The following is a 24,386-nucleotide window of genomic DNA, read 5'->3' on the forward strand; positions in this document are numbered from 1 at the left end:
TTGAGCGCATTTTCGGGTACGCGGTCGCGGTGTCAACCGCGGGGTAGTGCGCTCAGGGTTGCGTGGCAGCCTTGGCCGGCGTCCGTTCCGTGAACGGCGACAGCACCACCGTCGCCAGCATGAAGATCACCGACGCGCCGAACACCCAGTGTGGCGCGCTCTGGTCCATGATCCAGCCGAACAGCAGCGGCGAGACGATGCCGCCGAGATTGAAGCCGGTGGAGACGATGCCGAAGGCGCGTCCCGCGGCGCCTGCCGGCGCGGCATTGCGCACCAGCATGTCGCGCGAGGGGGCGATCACGCCGGAGAGGAAGCCTGCAGCGGTCATGGTTGCGGTCAAGGCCCAGCCCGGCAGCGTCACCAGCGCGATCAAGAGAACGATCGCCGCGTTCGCGGCAAAGCAGGCCGCAGCGACATAGCCATGGCGTTCGGTGTGATCGGCGAGGAAACCGCCGGCCAGCACTCCGGCGGCGCTGGCGCCGAGGAACGCGGTCAGCGCGACATTGGCGATCGAGTAGGAGGTGCCGTAGCCGCTCATCAGCGCCACCACGCCGAAATTGTTGATGCCGGCCACCGACAGGCTGAGCAGCATGAACAGGGCCGTCAGCGTGATCAGCGCCGGGGTGACGACGGCCTGCTTCGGCGCGTTCTCGTGGCCCGGTTTCGTCTTGTGGGCGCCGGCTTCGGGGATGCCGATCGCCACCAGCAGCAGCGCCACCAGAATGGCAATGGCGCCGGATGCGATCAGCGCACCGACCCCGCCCGACACGATGACGAGCGCGGCGATGACCGCCGGCGTCACCGCGCCGCCGAGATAGCCGGCAAAGGTGTGGATCGAGAAGGCGCGGCCCATCCGCGCCTCGTCCATGTGCTCGGCCAGGATTGCGTAATCGGCGGGGTGATAAACGCTGTTGGCGAGCCCGAGCAGCACGGCGCAGGCGATCAGCGAAGCGTAGCTCACATGCAGGCCGAGCAGGATCAGCGCGCAGCCGCCGAGCATCAGCCCGATCAGCAGGATCTTGCGCGCACCGAAATGGTCGACGAGGTAGCCGGTCGGGGCCTGCGTCAGGCCGGAGACGACGGCAAGCGTGGTCAGCGAGAAGCCGAGCTCGACATAACCGACGCCGAGCCTGTCCTTGAGGAACGGGAACAGCATCGGCAGGACCAGCAGATGGAAATGGCTGACCCAATGCGCGATCGAGATTCCGGTCAGCGTGCGCAGCGCGCTGTCCGCCTTGCCTTGCTGCGGTGCGGCGAGAATATCGACCATTGCAGTTTCGGTTTCACTCCCTGGAAGGCGCGCAAACTATCGGGGAGAGCGGTTATTTGTCCATGAACGCAGGCGCATGGCAGCTAGTGCGGGTGGGGGGCGATCCCGGCGTGGGCCGCTCACAACGGCTCGTCATCCGGGCCATAGCGGTCGCGCTTGGGCGTTGCCATGTCGCCGTCCTCGTAGTCGTCGTCATCGCGAGGCGGCGGAGGTGTGTTCGTCTTGCTTTCCGCCGGCTTCTTCTCGGCGATCCCAGACGGCTCGCTTGGCTTGCAGATCTTGGTCATGGCTGGTCCCGGATGGTGATGCTGCATCCGATCCTATCCGGAAGATATGTGCGGTTTCTGACCTGCCGCAAGCAGGCCCTCAATGCACCAGCGGGCCGCCCGCCTTCTTCCAGGCGTCCACGCCGCCGGCGATGTGGGCGGTGTTGGACAGGCCGGCCGCCTTGGCGGCAGCCACCGCCATCGCCGAGCGCTCGCCGAACGCGCAGAAGAACACGACGCGGCGGCCGGTGGCGGCGGCGACCTCGCGCAGCATGCCGCCGGGCTTGAGGCTCTCCTCGATGGACGGATAGGGCGCATGCAGCGCGCCCTCCAGCATGCCGTGCTTCATCCGCTCATTGGTCTCGCGCAGATCGACCAGCAGCATGTCGGGCCGGCCGAGCACGCGGATCGCCTCGACCGCGCTGAGCGCGCGGCCTTCCTTTTCCAACTCCTCCTGATGCAGGCCGACATGCATGTTGGCGGGCACCGCCACGTCCATCATCTTCGGGTTGGGCAATTTCAGGTTAGCCATCAACTCGATATATTCGTCGACCGAGCGCACCTGGAGCCGCGGGTTGAAGCGCTTCTCCTCGCCGATGGTGGAAACGGTGTCGCCCTTATAGTCATGCGCCGGAAACACCATCGTCTCGTCAGGCAGCTTGAGCAGCCGGTTGAAGATCGAATCGTACTGCGCGCGCGAAGAACCGTTCTGGAAATCGGTGCGGCCGGTGCCGCGGATCAGGAGCGTGTCGCCGGTGAAGACGCGATCGCCCATCAGATAGGAATAGGAATCGTCAGTGTGGCCGGGCGTGTACATCACGTCGAGCGACAGGCCCTCGATCGTCACCTTGTCGCCATCGGCGACCCGCATCGCCACCACATCGGCCTTGGTCTGGTCGCCCATCACGGTCATGCAATGGGTGCGGTCGCGCAACTCACCGAGGCCGGTGACGTGGTCGGCATGCAGATGCGTGTCGACCGCCTTGACCAGCTTGAGGTCGAGCTCGCGCAGCAATTGGCAGTAGCGATCGACCTTCTCCAGCACGGGATCGAGGATCAGCGCCTCGCCGCCGGGGCGGCTGGCAAGCAAGTAGCTGTAGGTACCTGAAACGCTGTCGAAGAGTTGGCGGAAGATCATGGCAGGACCCGGCATGGAACTGGTTTCGAGGATTCTACTACGCTGGCGGCCACAAAGAGAAGCAATTCACTGTGTAATGAGCACAATTTGGAAGATTTTTATTGTGCGTCGCGCCGGGGGCCCGATAGCCATCAAGGCTCCGGAGCAGTCAGCGACGCAAAGGCGGCACGCCCACCACCGCTGTCGATCCCCGCGAAGGCAGGGAATCCAGCACGCCGCGGCTTCTCAATTCATCCACCGGCGGTCACGGAGCCCTGGACCGCCCGCCTTCGCGGCGATGACACCGCATATGTTGCAGGGACGCGCTGGGCACTCCGGCGGCCCTACGGCCGCACCACCGTATACCCATTCTCCGCCAGGAACAGGATCTGCCCGACGCCGACCTGCACCGGTGTGGCGGCGGGGATGAACTCCGGCCGCTTGCCGGTCTCGCGCTCGATCGTATCGACCGTGTTGAGGCAGATGTCGAACCGCACGCCCTGCGCGATCAGGCTCTCGACCTGCTTGCGACGCTCGCTGCCGGACAGCAGGAGGTCGATGCCGGGCCCGAACGTCACCACTTCGATCGCGATCTTGTCGGGGTCGTAGGCCTTCAGAAGATTGTTGGCGACGCTCAGCACCAGGGCCTGCTTCTTCGTATCGCCGTCGGAGAGCTGCAGCACGATTTTGTGCTCCGCGAACGGCTTGTCCTGAAGCGGCACCTGCTGCGCCGAAGCGGGTGCGATGGCGGCTCCGACCAGCAGTGCCAGCATCAGCGCAAATGAGATCCGCGCCCGCCTCATCCCTGTCCCACAATGCCCGGATTGTTCTCGACGCCTCTCAGCGTCACGCCGGAGCCGAGCCGCTCCTGAAACATCCGGCCCGAGCGCAGATATTTGCCGACGACGTCCCACACCGGCGCGCCCTGCTGCCCGTTGACCGAAGCCCAGCCTGCGACCTTGTAGCGGTGGTTGGCGCTGAGCGCCTTTCCGCTATTGAGCTTCAACTCCGAGATGCGGCCGCCGATCGAGCCCGTCGGCGCGCAGGTGTAGCTGAGCCCGCCGGCGCGCACCATGTCGCCGCCCTGCTGGTAATAGGGGTCGGCATTGAAGAGGTTGTCGCAGACGTCTTCCAGCACGTCCTTGATCTGGGCGCCCGTCATCTCCTGCACGTAGGTCTCGGGATAGGTGATCGCGGTCTCCGCCAGCAGATCCTCCATGGTCAGCGGCTGGCCTGACAGAGCGGTAATGCCCCAGCGGAACCCCGGCGACAGCGCGATCTCGGCATCGAGCTCGGTGCGCAGCGCGGTGCAGATCAGCTCGTCGACCGGCCCGGAGAAATTGCCGCGGCGATAGAGCAGGCGGTCGGGCGTTGCGATCTTCTCCGACCAGTCGGTGACGTGCGGCGCGCGCAGCCGGCCGATCAGCTCGGCCATGGCGGGATCGGGCTTCAGCAGCTCGGAATAGACCGGCAGCAGATGATAACGAACGTCGCCGACCTTGCCCTTGTCGATCGCAAGGTCGAGCACGGCGAGGAATTTTCCGTTGGAGCCGGCATTGGTGACGAGCGTGGTGCCGGCGGCGTTCTTCACTGGCATAGGCTGCGGCACGGCGTCATGGGTATGGCCGCCAAGGATGACGTCGATGCCGGTGACGCGGCTTGCGAGCTTGAGGTCGACGTCCATGCCGTTGTGCGACAGCAGGACGACGGCATCGACCTTGTCGGTGCCGCGCAAGGCATCGACATGCTTTTGGAGCTCTTCCTCGCGAATGCCGAAAGTCCAGTCCGGTGTGAACCGCTTGGGATGCGCGATCGGCACATAAGGGAAGGCCTGGCCAACGATCGCGATCCGATGGCCGCCGATCTCCTTGATGACGGAGGGCTTGAACACGCGCCCGGTCGCCTTGTCGAAGGCGGGGACGTCGTTGAACGCGGCTTCCTCGGTCAGGAACACGTTCTGCGCCAGGAACTCGCCCTTGAAGCGCTCGAGATTGTCGCGCAGCACCTGCTCGCCATAGGTGAATTCCCAATGTCCGGTCATCGCTTCGATGCCGAGCAGATTGGCGACCTCGACCATGTCGCGGCCCTGCATGACATTGGCAAGCCCGGTGCCCTGCCAGAGATCGCCGCCGTCGACCAGCAGCGAACGCTTCTCGCCGACCTCGCCGCGCAAGCGATCGACCAGCGTCTTCAAATGGGCGAAGCCGCCGAGCTTGCCGAAGCGGCCCGCGGACTTGTCGAACTCGAGACAGGTGAAGGCATAGGCATCGGCGCTGTCGGGGCGGATGCCGAACCGGTCGAGGAAGGCGCGGCCGACCAGATGCGGCGGCCGCCCGTCCATCTCACCGATGCCGATATTGATGCTGGGCTCGCGGAAGTACACCGGGTTGAGCTGCGCATGGGTGTCCGTGATGTGCAGGATCCGCGCGTTGCCGAACCGCTCGAGGTCGTAGATGCTCGCCGTCTCGGTGCCCCGCGCAAGCCGCGGCAGACCGAGCGATGCAGCGGCAAGACCCGCGCTCTTCAGGAAATCACGGCGGCGGATCGCCATCCAAAAATTCTCCGCGCCCTCAACGCTCGCAAGACTGCTCCACTTAAGACCAGTCTAGCGGATTTCCATGGCCTTCCAGGCGTCTTTTTCGGAGTTCGCCTGGAAGATCGACGCCTTGGCCAGCGCCTCGGCCTCCCTGGCGGCGGCCGTGGCGCGGTCGAAATCGCCGCCGTCCGCCGCCTTCCTGGCCGCGGCCAGCGTCGTGACGGTGGTGGTCCACTGGTTGCGCAAGCCGGCAGCCTCCTTCGATGCGGCTTCGGCGGTGGCATAGGCCGCCTTGTAATCCGCTTCATTTGCCGCGCGCGCCGCCGGCGCGAGGCTCAAGGCCAGCAGCATGGCGAGGGGAAGTGACCGCTTCATGGCCGCGCTCCCGGTCCGGATATCGGCAGGCCGTTGGCGACATAAGACAGGAAATATTCGACGTCGCGGTATTCATCCGACTGCGGCTCCAGCGGAACCGCGCGGGTCTGGCTGTTGCAGGTGACGAAGCGGCGGCTGATCGTGCCCATGCCGCTCCATTCGGATCGGTAGATCGGCATCGCGTTGAGAATGCCGAGCGCCGGCGCCAGGACCTCGGCGCGGATGCGCTCGCCCGGGCTCTGCACATGGCAGCTGGCACAGGAGAAGTTCATCTGGCCGCGGCGGGTGTAGAAATAGCGCTTGCCGTTCTCGAACGCCGCAAGTGCGCGCGGATCGTCGGGAATCCTGATGTCCATCGGCTTGCCGCGCGAGGTGAAGGCCATGTAGGCGGTGAGCGAGGCCATCTCGTCCTTGACGTAGGAATAGGGCTGTTCGCCATTGGCCTCGCGGCAGCGGTTGAGCGCGAGCTCCAGCGTGACGACCTTGCCTTCCTTCTCGTCGAAGTAGGGATAGGTCTGGCGGATGCCGACGCCGCCATTGGGGAAGCAATCGGCATAGGTCTTGCCGTTCTTGAACGGGGTGGCGAACATCTCCTTGCCGGCATCGAGCGCGAATTCGTAAGGCGGGAATTCTTCCTTCTCCTGCCACTGCCGCTTCATGTCCGCGTTCATGGAATACGGCCCGTTGACGAAGTCCTCGTGCTTCACCTCAGGAAATTTCTGGAAGAAGAAGTTCTGGAACGCCTTGGCGTCGGCAGCCGGATCGACCTTGTCCGCCGCAACGACCCGCGGCGAGGTGAGGGCGAATGCAACGAGTGCGGCACTGAGCGAGCCAAGCAGCAGGGCAGATCGGGTCTTCATTACGCGATCTTCGCGGTGGTCGTATCCGACGCACCCTTGTTGTCGGTCCAGGAGATCTTGAGGTCGTCGCCTTTCTTGGCGCCCTTGAAGCTGAACTTGACATAGGGGTCCTTGGAGACCGCGGTGCCCCAATCGGCGACGAAGACGTCCTTGCCGTTACATTCGAATGTCAGTTGCTGGATGTAGTGTGCCGGGATCACCTCGCCCTTGGGATCCTTGACCAGGCCGGTATCCATGGGATGCTGAATCAGCGCCTGCACCTCGGTGATGTCGCCATTGGACGTTGCGCGCACGCGAATGCTTGATGCCATCGGACCGATCCTCCTAGCCGCCGCAGCCGCCGACGGTGACCTTCACTTCCTTGGTCGCGCTGTAGAGCTTGCCGTCAGCCTCGACGATGGCGACCAGTTTGGTGGTCTTGGCCATTTTCAGCCGGTTGGCGACCCCCGGAATGGTGCCCTCGGCAAACTTGTAGGTTGCGGCAAGCGCGAAGGGGTTCTCGGCCACGAAGAACGAGATCGAGCTCACCTTGTCGAGAGTCGTCGTCACCGACACCGGGACCACGCCGCCATTCTCGGCGATCTCGGGCGCATCCAGCTTGACCTTGTCGGAGGGCTCGGCGTTCCTGCCATAGAGCGCCTTGATCGCGTCGGCCTCGTTTTTCTGCTTGAAGGCCTCTTCCGGATATTTGTCGTTGGCTGCGGCATGCGCGGGCGCGAACGGCAGATTGCCGAGGCCGAGCAGGGCGACGGAGGCCGCGCCCTGAAGGATCAGGCGCCTTGTTGCAAGCGGGCCGCTGGTCGTGGTCATCTCAATCTCCTGGGCAGCCGGCCGTTACAGTGTTTGCAGGAAATCAACGATCGCGCTGATCTCCTGTTCGGTCAAAATCCGGTTCCGGCCGAACGGCGGCATCATGGTCTGCGGGTTGCGCTTGGTCTCGTCGAAGATGATCGCGGTGAGTTCGCTGCGATCAGGATATTTGGTCTTGAGGTCCTTCAGCTCCGGCCCGATCGTTCCCGGCAGGTCACCGCCCTTGATGACGTGGCAGGTCAGGCAATTGCCCTTGCCGCGATCGAAAGCGAGCCTCTCACCGTCGGCGACAGCGGATTGTGCCCGCGCCGGAGGCATCGCCGCGCCGGCTGAGAGGATCAGCGTCACCAGGACGGCAAGCTTGCAGGGAAAGGCGGTCAAGGCATCGTCCCGAGCGGTATGTCGATGATCTCGTTTGCGGAAATATAAGCGTTTCCAAAGCACAAAGGGCATCGCCTGACAATCAAGACTATGCATGCGGCAAAATGGAGTTAATATCCTCCGCATTGCAACTGTTGAGATAGGTTCGTTCATCTAACGGGGCGGTACTAGCAAATTATTCCAGGGCGTTTGGCCCTTCTGGCCGGCATTTCCGTTTCACATTCATTGGGGACTCACTTGGCTGAATATGTCGTCGAATTTGGCAGGGACGGCGGACGGGTCGAGCCGGATGGGCGGCTCGATGCTCCGGCATTTCATCGCAATCACGAGCCGCTATGGACGGTGCTGGAAAAGCACCTGACCGGGACGACCGGAGACGTGGTCGAGCTCGGCAGTGGAACAGGCCAGCACGTGGTCCATTTCGCCCGCCATACGCCCGGCCTGATCTGGTGGCCCAGCGACCTCAACCAGCGCCACCTCAAGAGCATCGAAGCGTGGCGCGTCCATGCGGGCCTGCCGAACATCCGCAGCCCGCTGCGGATCGATCTCACCGATCCCGGCTGGTGTCAGGAGATGAAGAGCGGGCAGGCGCCGACGGGCCTTGCGGCCGTGTTCTGCGCCAACGTCATCCACATTGCGCCCTGGGCGGTGGCCGAGGGTCTGTTCGCCGGCGCCGGTCGCTACCTGCGACCCGACGGCAAGCTGTTCCTCTACGGCCCGTTCAAGCGCGACGGCAAGCACACCGCGCTCAGCAATGCGGTGTTCGACACCTCCTTGCGAGAAGGCAATCCAGATTGGGGCGTGCGCGACATCAGCGATGTCGAGACACTCGCGCGCGGCGCAGGTCTTCGCCTCGTCGATGCCATCGACATGCCCGCCAACAATCTGACGCTGGTGTTTGAGCGGTAGCACCGGAGTCGGTGCGCTCCCTCCACGCTTGCGGGGGGAAGGGTGGGGAGAGGGTGTCTCAACAACGGGATAGTCCCCAAGAGGAGAGAACCCTCATCCGGCGCTTGGCGCCGACCTCTCCCGCAAGCGGGCGAGGTGCACCGCCTGTTGGGCTCGTGCTTGGCAAAACCAAGCGACAATCACGCCGCTTCGTCCCGCCACCCGATCTTCTCCTTCAAGAACCGATAGCCGAGCACCTCGAAGCCGGCGCGCTCCTTGTTGTCCTTGCCGTAGCCGTGGCCGCCGGCTTCCGGCTCGTAGAACCAGGCCTCGTAGCCCATGGCCTGCAGCTTCGCCGCCATCTTGCGGGCGTGGCCGGGATGCACGCGGTCGTCACGCCGTGTTGTGGCGATCAGGATCGGCGGATAGGTCTGGCCGGCCTTCACGTTGTGATAGGCCGAGTAGGTCTTCAGCCACTCCCACTCTTCCGCCTTGTCGGGGTCGCCATATTCCGCGATCCAGCTCGCGCCCGCGAGCAGCTTGGTGTAGCGGCGCATGTCGATCAGCGGGATGGTGCAGAACAGCGCGCCGAAGCGCTCGGGATAGCGCACCAGCATGTTGGTGATGAGAATGCCGCCGTTCGATCCGCCCTGGGCCGCGATCCGTCTTGCGCTCGTCACGCCGCGGCGGACGAGATCGGCGGCGACGGCAGCGAAATCATCATGCGAGAGTTTCTTGCCGGCGAGCCGGCCGGCGTCGTGCCAGCGCGTGCCGAACTCGCCGCCGCCGCGCAAATTGGCTTGCACGATGGTGCCGCCGCGCTCCAGCCACAGCTTGCCCAGCGAGGAATTGTAATACGGCTTCACCGAATGTCCGAAGCCGCCATAGGCGCTCATATAGACCGGCGCATCGCCGGCCTCGCCTCGCGGGCCGGTCTGGACATAGGGAATACGCTCGCCGTCGACAGAGATCGCTTCGTGCTGCGTCACCACGAGCCCGTCGGCGGTGAACGTCTTCGGCGCCTGCTTCAACACGACCGGGCTCGCGACGCCGCGTTCGAGCAACAGCAGCGACGGCGGGGTTAGCGGATCCTGCACATTGGCGAGCAGATCGCCGTTGCTCTCACCGGGATGACGATCCAGCGGCCAGACATCGACGACGCCGATCTCGGGCAGGCCGGGAAGCACCGAGCGGCTCCAGCCGGCGGCGGATGGCGTGCAGATCTCGAAACGCGGGCGCAGCTCGTCGAGGATCGACAGCACGAGCTTGCCTGCCGCCCAGAACAGGCCTTGCAAGGCGCGCCGCGGCGCCGGCTCGAACAGCACCGAAAAATCGCGGCTGCCGTTGAGGAACGCCGACAGCGAGATGCCGAGCACGGTGTCGGCGGCGTAGGTCTGTCCCTGCACGGACCAGTCCTTGCGCAGTTTCATCGCGAACCAGTCGCCATGGGCCTGCAGCCAGATCCCGGTCGGCAGATCGAGTTTCGTCATTTGACCCGCCGCATCGCGCAGCCAGACCGCGTGATTGAAGAAGTCGATCTGCTCGACGATCCAGACCCGCGGTTCAGGTCCGGTGTCGTCGGCGCTGCCATAGATCGTCATGCGATCGGAGGTGGTCTCGATGATCACCTCGGCCTGATCGACCGGCTGGCCGCGCCGCCACAGCCGAACTGTCCGTGCATAGCCGGAGCTCGTCACCATGCCCTCGCCATGGGCGCTCGACAGCAACAGCGTATCGGCATCGAGCCAGTCCGCGCCGCCCTTGGCTTCCGGCAGCGTAAAGCCGTCCGCCACGAAACTCTTTGTGGCGAGGTCGAATTCCCGCAACGTCACGGCGTCGCTGCCGCCGCGCGACAGGCTCAGGATGGCGCGCGGGTTTCCCGGCGTCGTGGCGATCCCGCTCAGCAGCCAATCCTCGCCCTCGCGCGCTGCGAGCTTGTCGATATCCAGCATGGTCTCCCACGCAGGCGTAGCTTTGCGAAACTCCGTCAGCGTGGTCCGCCGCCACAGCCCGCGCGGGTTGGCGGCGTCCTTCCAGAGGTTGTGCAGGTCGGTGCCGCGCCGGCTGACATAGGGAATGTTGTCGGGGCGATCGTAGATCGAGGCGAGGACCTCGCGGTCGCGCTCGAAGGCCTTGCCGCCGAACGCCGTGAGCGTCAGTTGATTCTGCCGCTCGACGAAATCGAGCGCCTGCGTGCCCTCGATCTCCTCCAGCCACAGAAAGGGATCGTCGTCGGGAGCGCTGAGCGTGGGCCTGGCGTCGACGGTCATGAACGAAACTCCGAAAAATTGGCGGCGGATAGGATTTGATCGAACGCAAGCCGTCAAGGGCGCGGCCCGCTATCATCGCACCGATTGCGTCAGAGGCATGGCCTGCGCCCGTTTGCGCCGGTTGCCCGCCCTTCCGCACCCCTCCATAGTGCCGCGAATCAAACAAGAACCTGTGAGCCCGTTGGGGCGGAAATGCCGATGCTTGACGTGACCTCGACCCACGAGATTTCCGACGACGTCCGGGCGCGCGCCAACGTGGTGCGTCTGGCCGCGGCCCAGGCGCTGACCGGCGCCAACTCGGCGGTGATCTTCGCCACCGGTTCGATCGTCGGCGCGACGCTTGCACCTGACATGTCGCTCGCGACAGTGCCGCTCTCGATGTACGTGTTGGGGCTTGCGGCCGGCACGCTGCCGACCGGCGCGATTTCGCGCCGCTTCGGCCGCCGCGCGGCCTTTGTCGTCGGCACCGGCCTCGGCACCCTCACCGGCCTGCTCGGCTCGTTCGCGATCCTGCACGGCTCGTTCGCGCTGTTCTGCATCGCGACCTTCCTCGGCGGCCTCTATGGCTCCGTGGCGCAATCCTATCGCTTTGCTGCCGCGGACGGCGCCAGCGCGGCCTACCGGCCCAAGGCGGTGTCCTGGGTGATGGCGGGCGGCGTGTTCGCCGGCGTGCTCGGTCCGCAGCTCGTGCAATGGACCATGGACGTCTGGCCGCCCTATCTGTTCGCCTTCAGCTTCCTGGTCCAGGCCGCTGTCGCACTGATCGCAATGGGCATCGTCGCCGGCGTCGACATGCCCAAGCCCGCGCCGGCCGATCTGCATGGTGGCCGGCCGCTGCTCACCATCGTGACCCAGCCGCGCTTCGTCGCCGCGGCGCTGTGCGGCATCATCTCGTATCCGATGATGAACCTGGTGATGACCTCGGCGCCGCTCGCCATGAAGATGTGCGGCCTGTCGGTCTCCGATTCCAATTTCGGCATTCAATGGCACATCGTTGCGATGTACGGGCCGAGCTTCTTCACCGGCTCGCTGATCGCCCGCTTCGGCGCGCAGAAAGTCGTCGCCGCCGGCCTGCTGCTGGAGGCCGGCGCCGCCGGCATCGGCCTCTCCGGCATCACCGCGATGCACTTCTGGGCCACGCTGATCGTGCTCGGCGTCGGCTGGAATTTCTCCTTCATCGGCGCCTCCGCGCTGGTGCTGGAGACGCACCGCCCGCAGGAGCGCAACAAGGTGCAGGCCTTTAACGATTTCCTGGTGTTCGGCATGATGGCGATCGGCTCGTTCTCCTCCGGGCAATTGCTCGCCAGCTACGGATGGTCGGCAGTGAATCTGGTGGTATTCCCGCCGGTGATCCTCGGCCTTGTCGTGCTCTCGCTGGTCTCCTTGGCCCGCCGCCGCAAGGCGCGGCTGGACACGGCGATGGGTGAGTTCCCGGACGCGATCTGAGTGTCAGGAGATTGTCAGCAGCGTTGATACTTCGATCCAGGTCGAAGTGAATTTCGGGGACGCGGTTGTTACATGATGCTCGTCATCACCAGACGAGCGTGACGCAATGCGCTCGCGGGGGAATAAAGGACCAGCGCAAATGCTCGACAATCCCCACGCCACCGCGCCTGTCGACGAAGCCTCACTCCGCTACGAGGGCTGGCGCATCGTCGCGGTCTGCTTCCTTCTCGCGACCTTCGGCTGGGGGCTCGGCTTCTACGGCCAGAGCGTCTACGTCGCCGAGCTGCAGCGTGCGCGGGGCTGGCCGACCACGCTGATCTCGTCAGGCACCACGTTCTTCTATCTGTTCGGCGCGTTGCTCGTCGTGTTCGTCGGCGAGGCGGTGAGGCGATACGGCCCGCGCCTCTGCCTGGTTGCCGGCACGCTGGCGATGGCGGCAGCCAGCGTCGCGATCGGCGCGGTGCGCGAGCCCTGGCAGCTTTACCTCGCCGATGCCGTGCTCGCCTTCGGCTGGGCCGGCACCAGCCTCGCCATGATCACCAATACGATCAGCCTGTGGTTCGACCACAAGCGCGGCATGGCGATCAGCCTGGCGTTGAACGGCGCCAGTTTCGGCGGCATCGTCGGCGTGCCGCTGCTGGTGACCCTGATCGGCCATGTCGGCTTTGCCGGCGCGATGTATGCCGCCGCCGGCGCCATGCTGGTGCTGCTGCTGCCGGTGATCCTTCTGGTGGTCGGCCGGCCGCCCGACCACCACGGCCGGCACGCGGCGGCGAAGGCGCAGCCGCAATCGTCGACGCAGATCCGCGCCTGGGCGCTGCGCGACGTCGGATTCCTCACGGTGACGATCGCGTTCGCGCTGGTGCTGTTCGCGCAGGTCGGCTTCATCGTGCACCTGATCTCGTTCCTCGATCCCGTGATCGGCCGCGAACGCGCCGCGGTTGCCGTCGCGGTGCTGACCGCGATGGCCGTGGTCGGCCGCGTGCTGTTCTCGCTGGTGATCGACCGCCTCAACCAGCGGCTGGCGTCGGCGCTGTCGTTCCTGAGCCAGGCTGCAGCGCTTCTGGTCGTCATCAACCTGCACAACGACTATGTGCTGATCGCGGCCTGCGCATTGTTCGGCTTCTCGGTCGGCAATCTCATCACGCTGCCCTCGCTGATCGTGCAGCGGGAATTCGACTCCGCCGCCTTCGGCGTGCTGATCAGCCTGAACACCGCGATCAACCAGGTGACCTATGCGTTCGGCCCGGGTGTCGTCGGGGCCCTGCGCGACTGGTCCGGCGGCTACGCGCTGCCGTTCTATCTCTGCATCGCACTGGAGGTGGCGGCAGCCGCGCTGATCATGGTGCGGGGAACGCCGCGGGCGAAGGCAGCCTGAATCCGCGGCTGCGCCTCAACACACTCGCTTGCAATGACGAGGAGAGGGTGGATCTCACGCTTCCCGCTCCCGCAGCAACGCCTCCACGTCCAGCCGCTTGGTGAACATCGAAAGCTTGCCGTCCGGCCCCAACGGCCACTGCTCTTTCGGCCTGTCCCGATAGAGCTCCACGCCGTTCTCATCAGGGTCGCGCAAATAAAGCGCCTCGCTGACGCCGTGATCGCTGGCGCCGTCCAGCGCAATGCCCGCGGTGAGCACGCGGTGCAGCGCATCGGCAAGCGCCGCGCGGGTCGGATAGAGGATCGCCGTGTGATAGAGCCCCGTCGTGCCGGGCGGCGGCGGCGAGCCGCCCTTGCTCTCCCAGGTGTTCAGCCCGATGTGGTGATGATAGCCGCCGGCCGAAATGAAGGCGGCGCCCGAGCCCATGCGCTGCATCAGCTCGAAGCCGAGCACGCCGCAATAGAAGCCGAGCGCGCGATCGAGATCGGCGACCTTGAGATGGACGTGGCCGATCCTGGTGCCGGCGGCGACGGCTGGTTTCTGGGACATGTGGCTGCTCCGTTGATGAACTCCACATAGGCCTGGCTCCGGGACGGCGCTACCAGCCTGTTCCGAAACCCATCGTTTCCGAATGAGCGACTAGGCCAGCTCCGGCACCTCGCCCTCCGGCAGCTCGAACGCGAACGTGTTCAGCGTCATCGACACCATCGTGTAATAGCCGCACAGGCCGATCACCTCGACCACGCCGCGCTCGCTGAGCAGCTTCACCGCCTCGTCATAGAGGCCCTTCTCGACGCCGTGCCCCTCGTGCAGCGACTTCGCCAGATCGTAGATCATCTTGGCCTTGGGGTCGTCGAACTCGGGCGTGCGGCGGTCGCGGATGGCGTCGATGATCTCAGGCTTCATGCCGCCGGCGAGCGCGAGGCGCTTATGCGCGTACCATTCATAATGCGCCGTCCAGTGCCGCGCCGTCACCAGGATCGCGATCTCCGAAAGCTTTGCGGGAAACATCGTGTCGTAGCGCAGCACCTCGCCGAGCCGCGTGGCGTGACGGGCCATGTCCGGGCTGTTGAGCCAGGCCATCATCGGCGCCGGCGGTTTGCCGCGCTTGCCGGCGATCGACTCGTCATAGGTCTGCCGCTGGCTCTCGTTCATTTCGCCAGGCGAAAGAAGTTTCAGGCGCATCCTCGTTTCCTCCATGTTTTCAAGCACTCTGTCGAATGCGACTATAGCTGAACGCGGGCGCGCGGAAGTGGTTGAATTCCACGAGGGCTTGGCCCAGAGTCGCGCCCAACAAGTCGATTTTGATGATGGAAACGACCAATGACTGACTCCAGTAACAGCGACACTGAGACGGCCGAGCTCGAAACATTCCGCGCCGAGACGCGCGCCTGGCTTGAAGCCAATTGCCCGCCGGAGATGCGCAAGCCCGCGACGTCGGATGACGACGTGTTCTGGGGCGGTCGCAACGCGAAGTTCTCGTCCGAGCCGCAGCGCATCTGGTTCGAGCGCATGCGCGACAAGGGCTGGACCGTGCCGGATTGGCCGAAGGAATATGGCGGCGGTGGCCTCAGCGCCGCCGAGCACAAGGTGCTGCGCGCCGAGATGGGTAAGATCGGCGCGCGCCCGCCGTTGTCGAGCTTCGGCATCTGGATGCTCGGACCGGCGCTGCTCAAATACGGCAACGACGCGCAGAAGAAGGAGCACCTGCCGAAGATCGCGGCGGGCGAGATCCGCTGGTGCCAGGGCTATTCCGAGCCGAACGCCGGCTCCGACCTTGCTTCGCTGCAGACCCGTGCCGAGAGCGACGGCGACGATTTCGTCATCACGGGCTCGAAGATCTGGACCTCCTACGCCAACTATGCCGACTGGATCTTCTGCCTCGTCCGCACCGATCCCGCGGCCAAGAAGCACGACGGCATCAGCTTCATCCTGTTCGACATGACCTCGAAGGGCGTGACGACCAAGCCCATCCTTCTGATCTCCGGCTATTCGCCGTTCTGCGAGACCTTCTTCGACGGCGTCCGCGTGCCGAAATCGCATGTGGTCGGTACCATCAATCGCGGCTGGGACGTCGCGAAATATCTACTGCAGCACGAGCGCGCGATGATCTCGGGCATGGGCGAACGCGGCGTCGGCCGGCCGCTCGGCCAGATCGCAGCCGATTCCGTCGGCACGGGCGCGCAAGGCAAGCTCGACGATTCCATGCTGCGCGGGAAGATCGCGACGTTCGACGTCGATGAGGCCGCGCTTGCGGCCTGCGCCGAGCGCGCCGTCGATCTCGCCAAGGCGGGGCAGGCGCATCCGGCGTTCTCGTCGGCGATGAAATATTACGGCACCGAGCTCAACAAGCGCCGTCACGAGATCCTGATGGCGGCCGGCGGCATCGATGCGCTGGAATGGGAGAGCGAGCGCTCCAGGCAGGGCGCCCGCCCGCGCGCCTGGCTGCGCACCAAGGCCAACTCGATCGAGGGCGGGACCAGCGAGGTGATGCTCGGCATCGTCGCCAAGCGAATACTCGATCTGCCGGGGGCGTAAGGCCACCTTCTCACCGCCTGTCATTCCGGGGCGCGCAACGCGCCAGCCCGGAATCCATAGCCACCAGTCGGGAATATGGATTCCGGGCCTGCGCCTGAGGGCGCGGAATGACGAAGACCAATAGATTTCGAATCGGAAACACGCACATGGCCCTCGTCCTCACCGAAGAACAGTCGATGCTCCGCGATTCTGCGCGCGGGCTGATCAGCGACAAGGCGCCGGTGTCGCATCTGCGATCCCTGCGCGACAACAAGGACCCGACCGGCTTCTCCAGGGAGCTCTGGCATTCCTTCGCCGAGATGGGCTTTGCCGGCCTGCTGGTACCTGAGGAGTTCGGCGGCAGCGGACTCGGCTATGTCGAGGCAGGTGTCGTGATGGAGGAGATTGGCCGGACCTTGATGCCGTCGCCCTTCCTTGCCACTTCAGTTGTCGCGGCCTCGGCGCTGAACCGCGGCGGCAGCGCCGCGCAGAAGTCGGAATATCTGCCGAAGATTTCGAACGGCTCGCTGCTCGCGACGCTGGCGATCGACGAGGGCGCCAAGCACCGTCCGCTTCAGGTCAATTTGCAGGCCGTGCGCGCCGGCAACGGCTTCAGGCTTTCGGGCGCCAAGGCCCTCGTGCTGGACGGCCATGTCGCCGATCTCCTCATCGTCGCCGCGCGCACCTCGGGCGCCGCAGGCGAGCGCGACGGCCTGACGCTGTTTCTGGTGAACCCCAAGGCCAAGGGCGTCGCGATCGAGCGCACCATCATGGTCGATTCGCACAATGCGGCGCGGATCGAGCTGGCCAATGTCGAGGTCAATGCCGACCATGTGCTCGGCGAAGTCGACCAGGGGGCCGCCCTGCTCGACGGCGTGCTCGATATCGGGCGCGGCGCGGTCGCCTCCGAAATGGTCGGCTTGAGCGAGGAGGTCTTCAACCGCACCGTCGAATATCTCAAGAGCAGGAAGCAGTTCGGCAAGTTGATCGGCGAATTCCAGGCGCTGCAGCACCGCGCCGCCGAGCTCTATGTCGATATCGAGATCACCCGCGCCGCCACCATGAAGGCGCTGCAGGCGCTGGACGCCGATGTTGCCAAGGCAACCTCAGCAGTCGCGGTGGCAAAGGCCCGCGCCGGCACCACCGCCACGCGCGCGGTGCAGGAGGGCGTGCAGATGCATGGCGGCATGGGCATGACCGACCAGTTCGACATCGGCTTCTTCATGAAGCGCGCAAGGGTGTGCGAGGAGCTGTTCGGCGACGCCAATTACCACACCGAGCAGCTGGCGCGGGTGCGGGGTTATTGAGGCTGCGGCAGTAACGCAAGCCGTCATGGCCGGGCTTGTCCCGGCCATCCACGTCCTTTAGCGCCTCAAAACGTGGATGCCCGGGACAAGCCCGGGCATGACGATTGAGAGTGTGGCGCGAGCCTGTATCACAATCGTCATTGCGAGCGCAGCGAAGCAATCCGAAATCTTACCGCGGAGACAGTCTGGATCGCTTCGTCGCTTTGCCCTCGCAATGACGGCGGCGAGACCGCCCTTACCTCATCGGCGGTGCATACTGCACGCCGCCCGCGTTCCACAGCTGGTTCATGCCGCGCGGGATCTTCAGCTTCGACTTCTCGCCGATGTTGCGCTCGTACATCTCGCCGTAATTGCCGACGTGGCGGATGATGCGGGCGGCCCAGTCCTTGGTGAGGCCGAGCTGCTCGCCGTAATTGCCTTCGGTGCCGACCAGCCGCATCACCTCCGGCTTCTTCGACTTCAGCGCCTCGTCGATGTTCTCCGAGGTGACGCCGAGCTCCTCGGCGTTGATCATCGCATAGAGCGTCCATTTCACGATCATCATCCAGTCGTCGTCACGCTGGCGCACCACGGGAGCGAGCGGCTCCTTGGAGATCATGTCCGGCAGGATCATGTTGTCGCCGGGCTTCGCCAGGTTGATCCGCAGCGCGTAGAGCTGGGAGACGTCGGCGGAGAGCGTGTCGCACTTGCCGGTGTCGTAGGCCTTCACGACATCGTCGAGCTTGTCGAACTTCACCTCGTCATACTTCATGTTGTTGGCACGGAAGTAGTCGGCGACGTTGAGCGCCGTCGTGGTGCCGGCCTGGACGCAGACCTTGCTGCCATCGAGGTCCAGCGAGGTCTCCTTGTTGCGCGAGCGCGGCAGCATGAAGCCGGCGCCGTCGTAATAGGCGACCGCGGGGAAATAGAGGTCGTAGTCGAGCTCGCGCGCCATGCTCCAGGTCGAGTTGCGCGAGAGGATGTCCACCTTCCGGCTCTGCAATTCCTTGAAGCGTTCCCCGGCATCGAGCGGGATGAACTTCGCCTTGCCGGGGTCGTTGAAGATCGCCGCGGCCACCGCACGGCAGAAATCGACGTCGAAGCCGGTCCAGGTCTTGTTGTCCTCGGAGTAGGAGAAGCCCGGCAGGCCCTTGTTGACGCCGCACAGCACCTCGCCGCGGCGCACGGTGCGCTTCAACGTGCGGGTGTCGTAGAATTCGTAGATGATGGCGAGAACGGCGACCAGCACGGCGACCGCGAGCCCGATCAACAGGCCGCCACGAAAAGTGCGCATCATTTTTAATCTCTCGAATAATCGGGAAAAGGAGTGAAGACGGAGAGATGGCGAGCATGGCCCGGAGGACCATGCTCGGATCGAAGCCTCAGAGTTCGGGCTTCTGCCGGATGATCACCTTGGTGCCGACAGGCACGCGGTCGTAGAGATCGGCGACGTCGTTGTTGACGAGGCGGAAGCAGCCGGAGGACACCTTGGTGCCGATCGTGTCGGGGCGGTTGGTGCCGTGGATGCGGTAGACCGTGGTGCCGAGATACATGGCGCGGGCGCCGAGCGGATTGCCGGGGCCGCCGGCCATGAAGCGCGGCAGATAGGGCTGGCGCTGGATCATCTCAGGCGGCGGCGTCCAGTCCGGCCACTCCTTCTTGTTGGTGATGTTCACCAGCCCCTGCCATTGGAAACCGTCGCGGCCGACGCCGATGCCGTAGCGGATCGCGCGCCCTCCGGGCTGCACCAGATACAGGTGCCGTTCGGCGGTCGAGACGATGATGGTGCCCGGCGCCTCGGTGGTGCGGAAATAGACCACCTGCTTCTGCCACTCCGGGTCGAGCTGGTAGCCGTCATCGGCGACCAGACCTGGCTCGTCACCGCGGTCGGGCTGCTGTGCGATAGCCTGTGGCGCGGACAGGATCAGGCCGATCGCGGCCACGCACACCCCGGTCAGACGACGAAAATCCGTCATTTCAAGCTCTCCCCACTGCCTCGGCGCAAATCATTCGGAACCATCAAACCTGAGGGGCATGTTCATGGCAAGTTGATGGCGCGCCGCCCAGATATGTCACGAGAATGCTTTGGTTTTTTGACGCCACCCCGGCAATGCCACAAACAGGGGATGGCGCGAAAAGCATAGATTTTGGCGGCTGGCTCGGTGCGCTCCCTCTCTCGCCCGCAGGGGAGGGTCATTTGGCACCGGTCTAAGCCCACACCTCTTCGAGACGACCGCTGCGCGGTCTCCTCAGGATGAGGCTGAGAACAGTGTTGCTCATCGAAATTGTCACCGCGGAGTCTGCCCTCATCCTGAGGGCCCCCGCTGGCGGGCGTCTCGAAGGATGGCCCCAGGCGAACTGCCGGCTCCCCTCTAGATCTTGTTGCTCTCCGCCGCGATCCCGAGCCGCCGCACGATCTCCGTCCCCACCGCCCGCGCCTCGACCCTCGAACCAATCCGCGGGCTGCGAAATCGTCGTCCGGAGTGCAGCCGGATCACCACGATGCAGTGCTCGTCCTCGGACCGGCCTCGGCGGTCGACGGTGATCGTCTTCACGTCGGGCGCCTCGATGATATCCGTGCGCGGCGTGCCGTCGCCCCATAGCCGCTCGACGCGGATATCGCTCTGCCGGATGATCCAGAACGCGCCGATCACGAGGTTGGCGTATCTGTAGACCGCGAACGCCGCCAGAACGCCGAGCGGCAGCAGCAGGATATCGACGTGGCTCGGCGGCCATCCGCGCCAGAGCTTGTAGGCGTAGGGCACGGCGGACAACGCGACGGCGATCAACGCGACGATGCGGATGTCCCGTGCGGGAAAGGCCTCGAGAGGCTCGCCAAGGTGCATCTCGCGATTGCTGGCATCGAGCGGATTGACGGGTTCCTCGACGTTGGGAACCTCGAACTGCGCGGCGATCCGCGCCACGGTGTCGTGAACATGCGTGACGTCCGAAATCGGCGGCGACGTCAGGCGCTCCCCTGAAGTCAGCGTGAAGACGAGTTGAAAGCGGGCCTTCACCCGCTTGCTGCCGGGAACCTGCAGCGCCGTGATGTCGTCCTTCGCGACGATCCGCGTGCGCAGCTTGCCGAACGGACTTTGCCGCCCGATCAGGATCTCGTTCGCCGTGATGATCCACACCACCGCCGGCGCCAGCATGATGCCGACGACGAACCCCGCGCCCGCCAGCAGCGCTACCACCGAGATGACGATCTCCAGCGTGTCGTGCGTGAACAGGCCCGGCGTGAAGCACAGCGCGACGGCCGCGGCAAAGGTGGACATCACCAGCCGCTGCGCGATCGAAGAGCCTTCACGAAGGCGGATGTCGGTGCTGGCGGTCGCGTCGTCCATTGCGGGCGGCTGATTTCGATGCCGCGAAACTCCACGGACGGGGCCGTGGAGTCAAGCAGGGCGGCAGCAGAAGCCGCCGCACCCTGCCCACGCGGCGTCAACTGCTGACGTTCAGCAGCTTCGCCACGGTGCGGTCTATCTGGTCGTAACCGCCTTCGCCGGCGTGCTGGAATACGATCTTGCCGGTCTGGTCGATGATGTATTGCGCCGGCCAATACTGGTTGCTGTAGGCGTTCCAGGTCTTGGAATCATTGTCCTGCGCCACCGGATAGGTGATGCCGTGGCGCTTCAGCGCGGCCTGGACGTTGGCGGCCGAGCGCTCGAACGGGAATTCCGGTGTGTGGACGCCGACCACGACGAGGCCCTTGTCCTTGTATTTGGCATAGAGGTCGGTGACGTGCGGCAGCGTGTTGACGCAGTTGACGCAGCCATAGGTCCAGAAGTCGACCAGCACGACCTTGCCGCGGAGGTCGGCGAGGCTGAGCGGCTTGGAGTTGAACCAAGTGTTGATGCCGGTGAAGTCGGGCGCCGACTGCTGGCTTGCGGCGGCGACCTCGATCGGCACGGCGGGGGCGGTGACGACAGGCGTCGCGCGTGCAGCCTCGTGGCAGATGCCGGGGATGACAGCGCCGGTGACGGCCATGCCGATCAGGGCGGTGGAGACGGCGAGCAGTTTGAATGTCACGGTAGCGTCCTCCGAGGAGCTTTGCGGTGATCACAGGCCGATCTGGCCGGTGGGATAAAAGCCGGTGAGCCACGCCACGATCAGCGTGTCGTATTGGAAGTAGGCGGCGACCGCGAAACCGATCACGACGACGCCGAAGCCCTGCTGCAGCCGCGGCGAGATGCGCGAAAGGCTGCGCACGCGCGTGGTCGCGGCCTGTCCGCCATAGGCGATCGCCAGCATCGGGATCGCCGCACCGATGGCGTAGGCGATCAGCAGCGTGCCGGCCCAGGCGGCATTCTTCTGGGTCGCAACCAGCGTCAGGATCGAGCCGAGCACGGGGCCGGCGCAGGGCGTCCAGACCAGGCCCAGCGTGGTGCCGAGCACGAGCCCGCCGAGCGCGCCTTCGCGTTGTGTGCTGCCTCCGTTGCCGAGATCGAGCCAGCCATTGAGCCGGCTCGACAGCCATTCGAACGGCGCCGGCCACAGCATCAACAGCCCGAAGCCGAGCAGCAGGACCGACGCGGCCTCACGCAGCACGCTCGGATCGAAATCGAACAGGCGCGTCAGCGCACCCAGCAAGAGCGCGGTCGCCGAGAACGACAGCACAAAGCCGAGCGCGATCATCGCCGGCCGCAAGTGTCCCGCGCGCCCGACCGAGGCGCCGAGCAGGATCGGCAGCATCGGCAGCGTGCAGGGCGCGGCGATGGTGAGGATGCCGGCGAGGACGGCGAGGATAAGTTCGAGCATGGCGCACTCGTGATGAAGGTCACGAGGGCAGTTCGGACCCGAGGTGCCAGTCGTTACGTGGCGTCACACGTTCGTGACGGGAGCGGCGCTCGGGTCACGGAGACGGTGCGCTCCCTCCCCGCCTGCGGGGGAGGGTTGGGGAGAGGGTGATTCCACAATGGGAAGAGAAAACCCTCACCCGCCGCTACGCGTCGGCCTCCCTGCAAGCGGGAGAGGCGGGAGCCTGCGTCGGCTACCTCGGGCCCCAAATACAAAACGACCCGGACGGGGGCATCGTCCGGGTCGTTGGAGGTCCTGGGAGGTTTAAGCAAAACCGTATGTAAGCTTTATAGGGAGGAAGTTTTTCCGCCTGATGTTGTGCTTTGTTTCAATTGTTTCGTCGGCGGTAACACTTCTGTGTGCGGGACGGGCCGGATTGGTGGCCCTATCCCTCTGAATTCATTGACCTCAGGCCGCGAAGCGCTCGACGCCGGCGCCCTTAAGCAATTCCGCCAGCTGCTTGCGGGCATAGAACATCCGCGTCTTCACCGTGCTCTGGGGGATGCCGATGATCTGGCCGACCTCCTCCACCGACTTCTCATGGTAGTAGACGAGGGTGATGATCTCGCGATGGGCGGGCGACAGCTTCTGCACGCAGGCGCGCAGGATGGCGCTGGTGTCGCTGCGGTCGAGCGAGGTCTCCGGCGTATCGGAGCCGTCGGGAATCTGGCGCACGTCCTCCTGGTCGATGTCTTCGAAGCGGCGCTGGCGCATCGCGGTCAGCGCCTTGAAGCGGGCGATCGACAGCAGCCAGGTCGAAACCTGCGAGCGGCCCTGGAATTGGCCGGCGGTCCGCCACACGTCCAGGAACACCTGGCTGACGAGGTCTTCGGCCGCGGTGGCGTCGCGCACGATGCGCAGGATGAAGCGGTACACCCGCACATTGTGGCGGCAATAAAGGATATGCATCGACGTCCGGTTGCCGTCGGCAATGCTCTCTAGAAGCATATCGTCCGAAGTCGCCTGAGCGGCGATGATGCTCTGGCTGGCCTGGGCGTTGATGGCGATGACGTTCCGCATTGACTTGGCTCCCCGTAGCGCCGCAACCGAGCGGCGTTTCCTTGGACCAAAGTGTTAATGAGCCAACGTTTCGGGACGTCTGCACGAAAGCCGGAAAATGGTTTCGTGCGCCGTCAAATTGTTTCGTCGAGGAAGCCTCAACGAAACATTGGGAGCAAAAAAGCGTGGAATTTCAATGTACGGAAAATACGGGGAGGGCGTTTGGCGGCGCTCTGAACCGCCGGGAACGAATTTTTGGGTTGAGCGTTCGGTCGCGCCAGGCACTCTCCTGTCGTGCCGGGACGCGAAGCGAGCCCGGGACCCGTAATCCCAGGAGCAGTTTGACGACGACTCGGAGTTGCCAGCTCGGCGTCATCACCACACACTGTGGTTATGGATCCCGGGCTCGCGCTGTGCGCGCTCGGGATGACAGCTGGTTTTGCCGCCTGCCTTACGCCTTCTCGCCCTGCGGCGAGAACAGATAGCCGCCGCCGCGGATGGTTCGGATCACGGCGGGCTTGGCCGGATCGGGCTCGATCTTGCGGCGGATGCGCATGATGCGCAGGTCTACCGCGCGGTCGAAGGCCTCGGCGTCGCGCGCATTGGCGAGTTCGAGCAGGCGCTCGCGCGACAGCACGCGCTTCGGATTGGCCGCGAACACCTTCAGGAGCCCGAACTCGGAGGCGGTCAGCGGATGCTCGTTGCCCTCGTCGTCGCGCAAGGCCTGGGCTTCGAGATCGAGCCATTTGGTGCCGAAGCGCACCAGCTGGTCCTTGTCCGATTTCGCCGCCGCCTCGGGCGCGGCCGCCTTGGCCGGCACGCTCCTGCGCAGCACCGAGCGGATCCGCGCCATCAGTTCGCGCAGCTCGCAGGGCTTGGCCACGTAATCGTCGGCGCCGAGCTCCAGCCCCACCACGCGATCGATCGGGCTCGCGGTGGCCGTCAGCATGATGACAGGCACGTTGATGCGGCTCTTGAGGTCGCGGATGATCGAGAGGCCGTCCTCCTCGGGCATGTTGAGGTCGAGCACGACGAGATCGGGCATGCTGCCCTGGATCGCGGTCCGCAACGATTTGCCGCCGTCGCACAGCGTCACGGTGAAGCCGTGCATCTTGAGATAATCGCCGACCATCTCCCGGGCCGGGGCTTCGTCGTCGACGATCATGATGTGCTGGCTTTGGGTCATG

General features: G+C 65.0%; 25 protein-coding genes. 5 read left to right on the top strand and 20 right to left on the bottom strand.

Going from position 1 to position 24,386, the window contains the following annotated elements; genetic code table 11:
* Nucleotides 1-52 precede the first annotated feature (52 nt).
* The 10 genes from JQ580_RS11330 to soxX all read right to left on the bottom strand — a co-directional run bounded on the left by JQ580_RS11330 (nt 53) and on the right by soxX (nt 7,615).
* Entirely contained in the window at nt 53-1,270 is a 1,218-nt protein-coding gene (locus JQ580_RS11330; RefSeq protein ID WP_212280122.1) for an MFS transporter, read from the bottom strand.
* Between the two features lie 119 nt (nt 1,271-1,389).
* The gene (locus JQ580_RS11335) at nt 1,390-1,557 is read right to left on the bottom strand and encodes a hypothetical protein (protein ID WP_212280123.1); all 168 of its coding nucleotides are present in this window, start codon (nt 1,555-1,557) and stop codon (nt 1,390-1,392) included.
* Between the two features lie 79 nt (nt 1,558-1,636).
* The gene (locus tag JQ580_RS11340) at nt 1,637-2,674 is read right to left on the bottom strand and encodes an MBL fold metallo-hydrolase (RefSeq protein WP_212280241.1); all 1,038 of its coding nucleotides are present in this window, start codon (nt 2,672-2,674) and stop codon (nt 1,637-1,639) included.
* Between the two features lie 323 nt (nt 2,675-2,997).
* Nucleotides 2,998-3,456, bottom strand: a complete 459-nt coding sequence (locus tag JQ580_RS11345; protein ID WP_212280124.1) for a DsrE family protein — start codon at nt 3,454-3,456, stop codon at nt 2,998-3,000.
* Nucleotides 3,453-5,204 (bottom strand): thiosulfohydrolase SoxB, encoded by a 1,752-nt coding sequence (gene soxB / locus JQ580_RS11350; RefSeq protein WP_212280125.1) that lies wholly within the window; start codon nt 5,202-5,204, stop codon nt 3,453-3,455. The genes JQ580_RS11345 and soxB overlap by 4 nt, the downstream gene beginning before the upstream one ends.
* A gap of 54 nt (nt 5,205-5,258) precedes the next feature.
* Complete coding sequence (locus JQ580_RS11355; RefSeq protein WP_212280126.1) at nt 5,259-5,564, bottom strand: hypothetical protein; 306 nt, start codon at nt 5,562-5,564, stop codon at nt 5,259-5,261.
* Nucleotides 5,561-6,424, bottom strand: a complete 864-nt coding sequence (gene soxA / locus JQ580_RS11360; RefSeq protein WP_212280127.1) for a sulfur oxidation c-type cytochrome SoxA — start codon at nt 6,422-6,424, stop codon at nt 5,561-5,563. Before soxA ends, JQ580_RS11355 begins: the two co-directional genes overlap by 4 nt.
* Nucleotides 6,424-6,735, bottom strand: a complete 312-nt coding sequence (gene soxZ / locus JQ580_RS11365; protein ID WP_094976288.1) for a thiosulfate oxidation carrier complex protein SoxZ — start codon at nt 6,733-6,735, stop codon at nt 6,424-6,426. The genes soxA and soxZ overlap by 1 nt, the downstream gene beginning before the upstream one ends.
* A gap of 13 nt (nt 6,736-6,748) precedes the next feature.
* Nucleotides 6,749-7,234, bottom strand: coding sequence for a thiosulfate oxidation carrier protein SoxY (gene soxY, locus JQ580_RS11370; protein ID WP_212280128.1), 486 nt, complete (start codon nt 7,232-7,234; stop codon nt 6,749-6,751).
* Between the two features lie 24 nt (nt 7,235-7,258).
* A complete protein-coding gene (gene soxX / locus JQ580_RS11375) occupies nt 7,259-7,615 on the bottom strand; it encodes a sulfur oxidation c-type cytochrome SoxX (protein WP_212280129.1) in 357 nt (118 codons plus the stop codon).
* A gap of 237 nt (nt 7,616-7,852) precedes the next feature.
* Here soxX and JQ580_RS11380 point away from each other — a divergent pair, with 237 nt between their 5' ends.
* Nucleotides 7,853-8,524 carry a DUF938 domain-containing protein gene (locus JQ580_RS11380; protein ID WP_212280130.1) on the top strand — a complete coding sequence of 224 codons (672 nt, stop codon included), beginning with the start codon at nt 7,853-7,855 and terminating at the stop codon, nt 8,522-8,524.
* Nucleotides 8,525-8,703: 179 nt separating this feature from the next.
* On the opposite strand, the gene JQ580_RS11385 is transcribed toward JQ580_RS11380, so the two are convergent.
* Nucleotides 8,704-10,773 carry a prolyl oligopeptidase family serine peptidase gene (locus JQ580_RS11385; protein ID WP_212280131.1) on the bottom strand — a complete coding sequence of 690 codons (2,070 nt, stop codon included), beginning with the start codon at nt 10,771-10,773 and terminating at the stop codon, nt 8,704-8,706.
* Nucleotides 10,774-10,971: 198 nt separating this feature from the next.
* On the opposite strand from JQ580_RS11385, the gene JQ580_RS11390 reads away from it, so the two are divergent.
* Complete coding sequence (locus tag JQ580_RS11390; RefSeq protein ID WP_212280132.1) at nt 10,972-12,219, top strand: MFS transporter; 1,248 nt, start codon at nt 10,972-10,974, stop codon at nt 12,217-12,219.
* A gap of 139 nt (nt 12,220-12,358) precedes the next feature.
* The gene (locus JQ580_RS11395; RefSeq protein WP_212280133.1) at nt 12,359-13,597 is read left to right on the top strand and encodes an MFS transporter; all 1,239 of its coding nucleotides are present in this window, start codon (nt 12,359-12,361) and stop codon (nt 13,595-13,597) included.
* Between the two features lie 54 nt (nt 13,598-13,651).
* On the opposite strand, the gene JQ580_RS11400 is transcribed toward JQ580_RS11395, so the two are convergent.
* Both JQ580_RS11400 and JQ580_RS11405 read right to left on the bottom strand, forming a co-directional pair.
* On the bottom strand, nt 13,652-14,146 hold the full coding sequence (locus JQ580_RS11400; RefSeq protein ID WP_212280134.1) for a VOC family protein: 495 nt from the start codon (nt 14,144-14,146) through the stop codon (nt 13,652-13,654).
* 90 nt (nt 14,147-14,236) lie between these two features.
* Nucleotides 14,237-14,782: a carboxymuconolactone decarboxylase family protein gene (locus JQ580_RS11405; RefSeq protein WP_212280135.1), complete on the bottom strand. Its 546-nt coding sequence runs from the start codon at nt 14,780-14,782 to the stop codon at nt 14,237-14,239.
* 138 nt (nt 14,783-14,920) lie between these two features.
* Here JQ580_RS11405 and JQ580_RS11410 point away from each other — a divergent pair, with 138 nt between their 5' ends.
* Together JQ580_RS11410 and JQ580_RS11415 are read left to right on the top strand one after the other, a co-directional pair.
* On the top strand, nt 14,921-16,135 hold the full coding sequence (locus tag JQ580_RS11410) for an acyl-CoA dehydrogenase family protein (protein ID WP_212280136.1): 1,215 nt from the start codon (nt 14,921-14,923) through the stop codon (nt 16,133-16,135).
* 146 nt (nt 16,136-16,281) lie between these two features.
* Nucleotides 16,282-17,421 (top strand): acyl-CoA dehydrogenase family protein, encoded by a 1,140-nt coding sequence (locus tag JQ580_RS11415; RefSeq protein ID WP_212280137.1) that lies wholly within the window; start codon nt 16,282-16,284, stop codon nt 17,419-17,421.
* 235 nt (nt 17,422-17,656) lie between these two features.
* On the opposite strand, the gene JQ580_RS11420 is transcribed toward JQ580_RS11415, so the two are convergent.
* The 7 genes from JQ580_RS11420 to JQ580_RS11450 form a co-directional block, all read right to left on the bottom strand.
* Nucleotides 17,657-18,694, bottom strand: coding sequence for an amino acid ABC transporter substrate-binding protein (locus JQ580_RS11420; RefSeq protein WP_212280242.1), 1,038 nt, complete (start codon nt 18,692-18,694; stop codon nt 17,657-17,659).
* Between the two features lie 88 nt (nt 18,695-18,782).
* A complete protein-coding gene (locus JQ580_RS11425; RefSeq protein WP_212280138.1) occupies nt 18,783-19,376 on the bottom strand; it encodes a L,D-transpeptidase in 594 nt (197 codons plus the stop codon).
* A gap of 396 nt (nt 19,377-19,772) precedes the next feature.
* Complete coding sequence (locus tag JQ580_RS11430; protein ID WP_212280139.1) at nt 19,773-20,747, bottom strand: hypothetical protein; 975 nt, start codon at nt 20,745-20,747, stop codon at nt 19,773-19,775.
* A 97-nt stretch (nt 20,748-20,844) separates the two neighbouring features.
* The gene (locus JQ580_RS11435) at nt 20,845-21,432 is read right to left on the bottom strand and encodes a thioredoxin family protein (RefSeq protein WP_212280140.1); all 588 of its coding nucleotides are present in this window, start codon (nt 21,430-21,432) and stop codon (nt 20,845-20,847) included.
* Nucleotides 21,433-21,462: 30 nt separating this feature from the next.
* Nucleotides 21,463-22,161, bottom strand: coding sequence for a cytochrome c biogenesis CcdA family protein (locus tag JQ580_RS11440; RefSeq protein WP_212280141.1), 699 nt, complete (start codon nt 22,159-22,161; stop codon nt 21,463-21,465).
* A 447-nt stretch (nt 22,162-22,608) separates the two neighbouring features.
* Complete coding sequence (locus tag JQ580_RS11445; protein ID WP_094892568.1) at nt 22,609-23,220, bottom strand: sigma-70 family RNA polymerase sigma factor; 612 nt, start codon at nt 23,218-23,220, stop codon at nt 22,609-22,611.
* Nucleotides 23,221-23,650: 430 nt separating this feature from the next.
* Nucleotides 23,651-24,385, bottom strand: coding sequence for a response regulator (locus tag JQ580_RS11450; RefSeq protein WP_126257198.1), 735 nt, complete (start codon nt 24,383-24,385; stop codon nt 23,651-23,653).
* Nucleotide 24,386: the final 1 nt, after the last annotated feature.

It is taken from the genome of Bradyrhizobium sp. SZCCT0148, assembly GCF_018129985.1.
GTDB classification, from domain to species: domain Bacteria; phylum Pseudomonadota; class Alphaproteobacteria; order Rhizobiales; family Xanthobacteraceae; genus Bradyrhizobium; species Bradyrhizobium japonicum_H.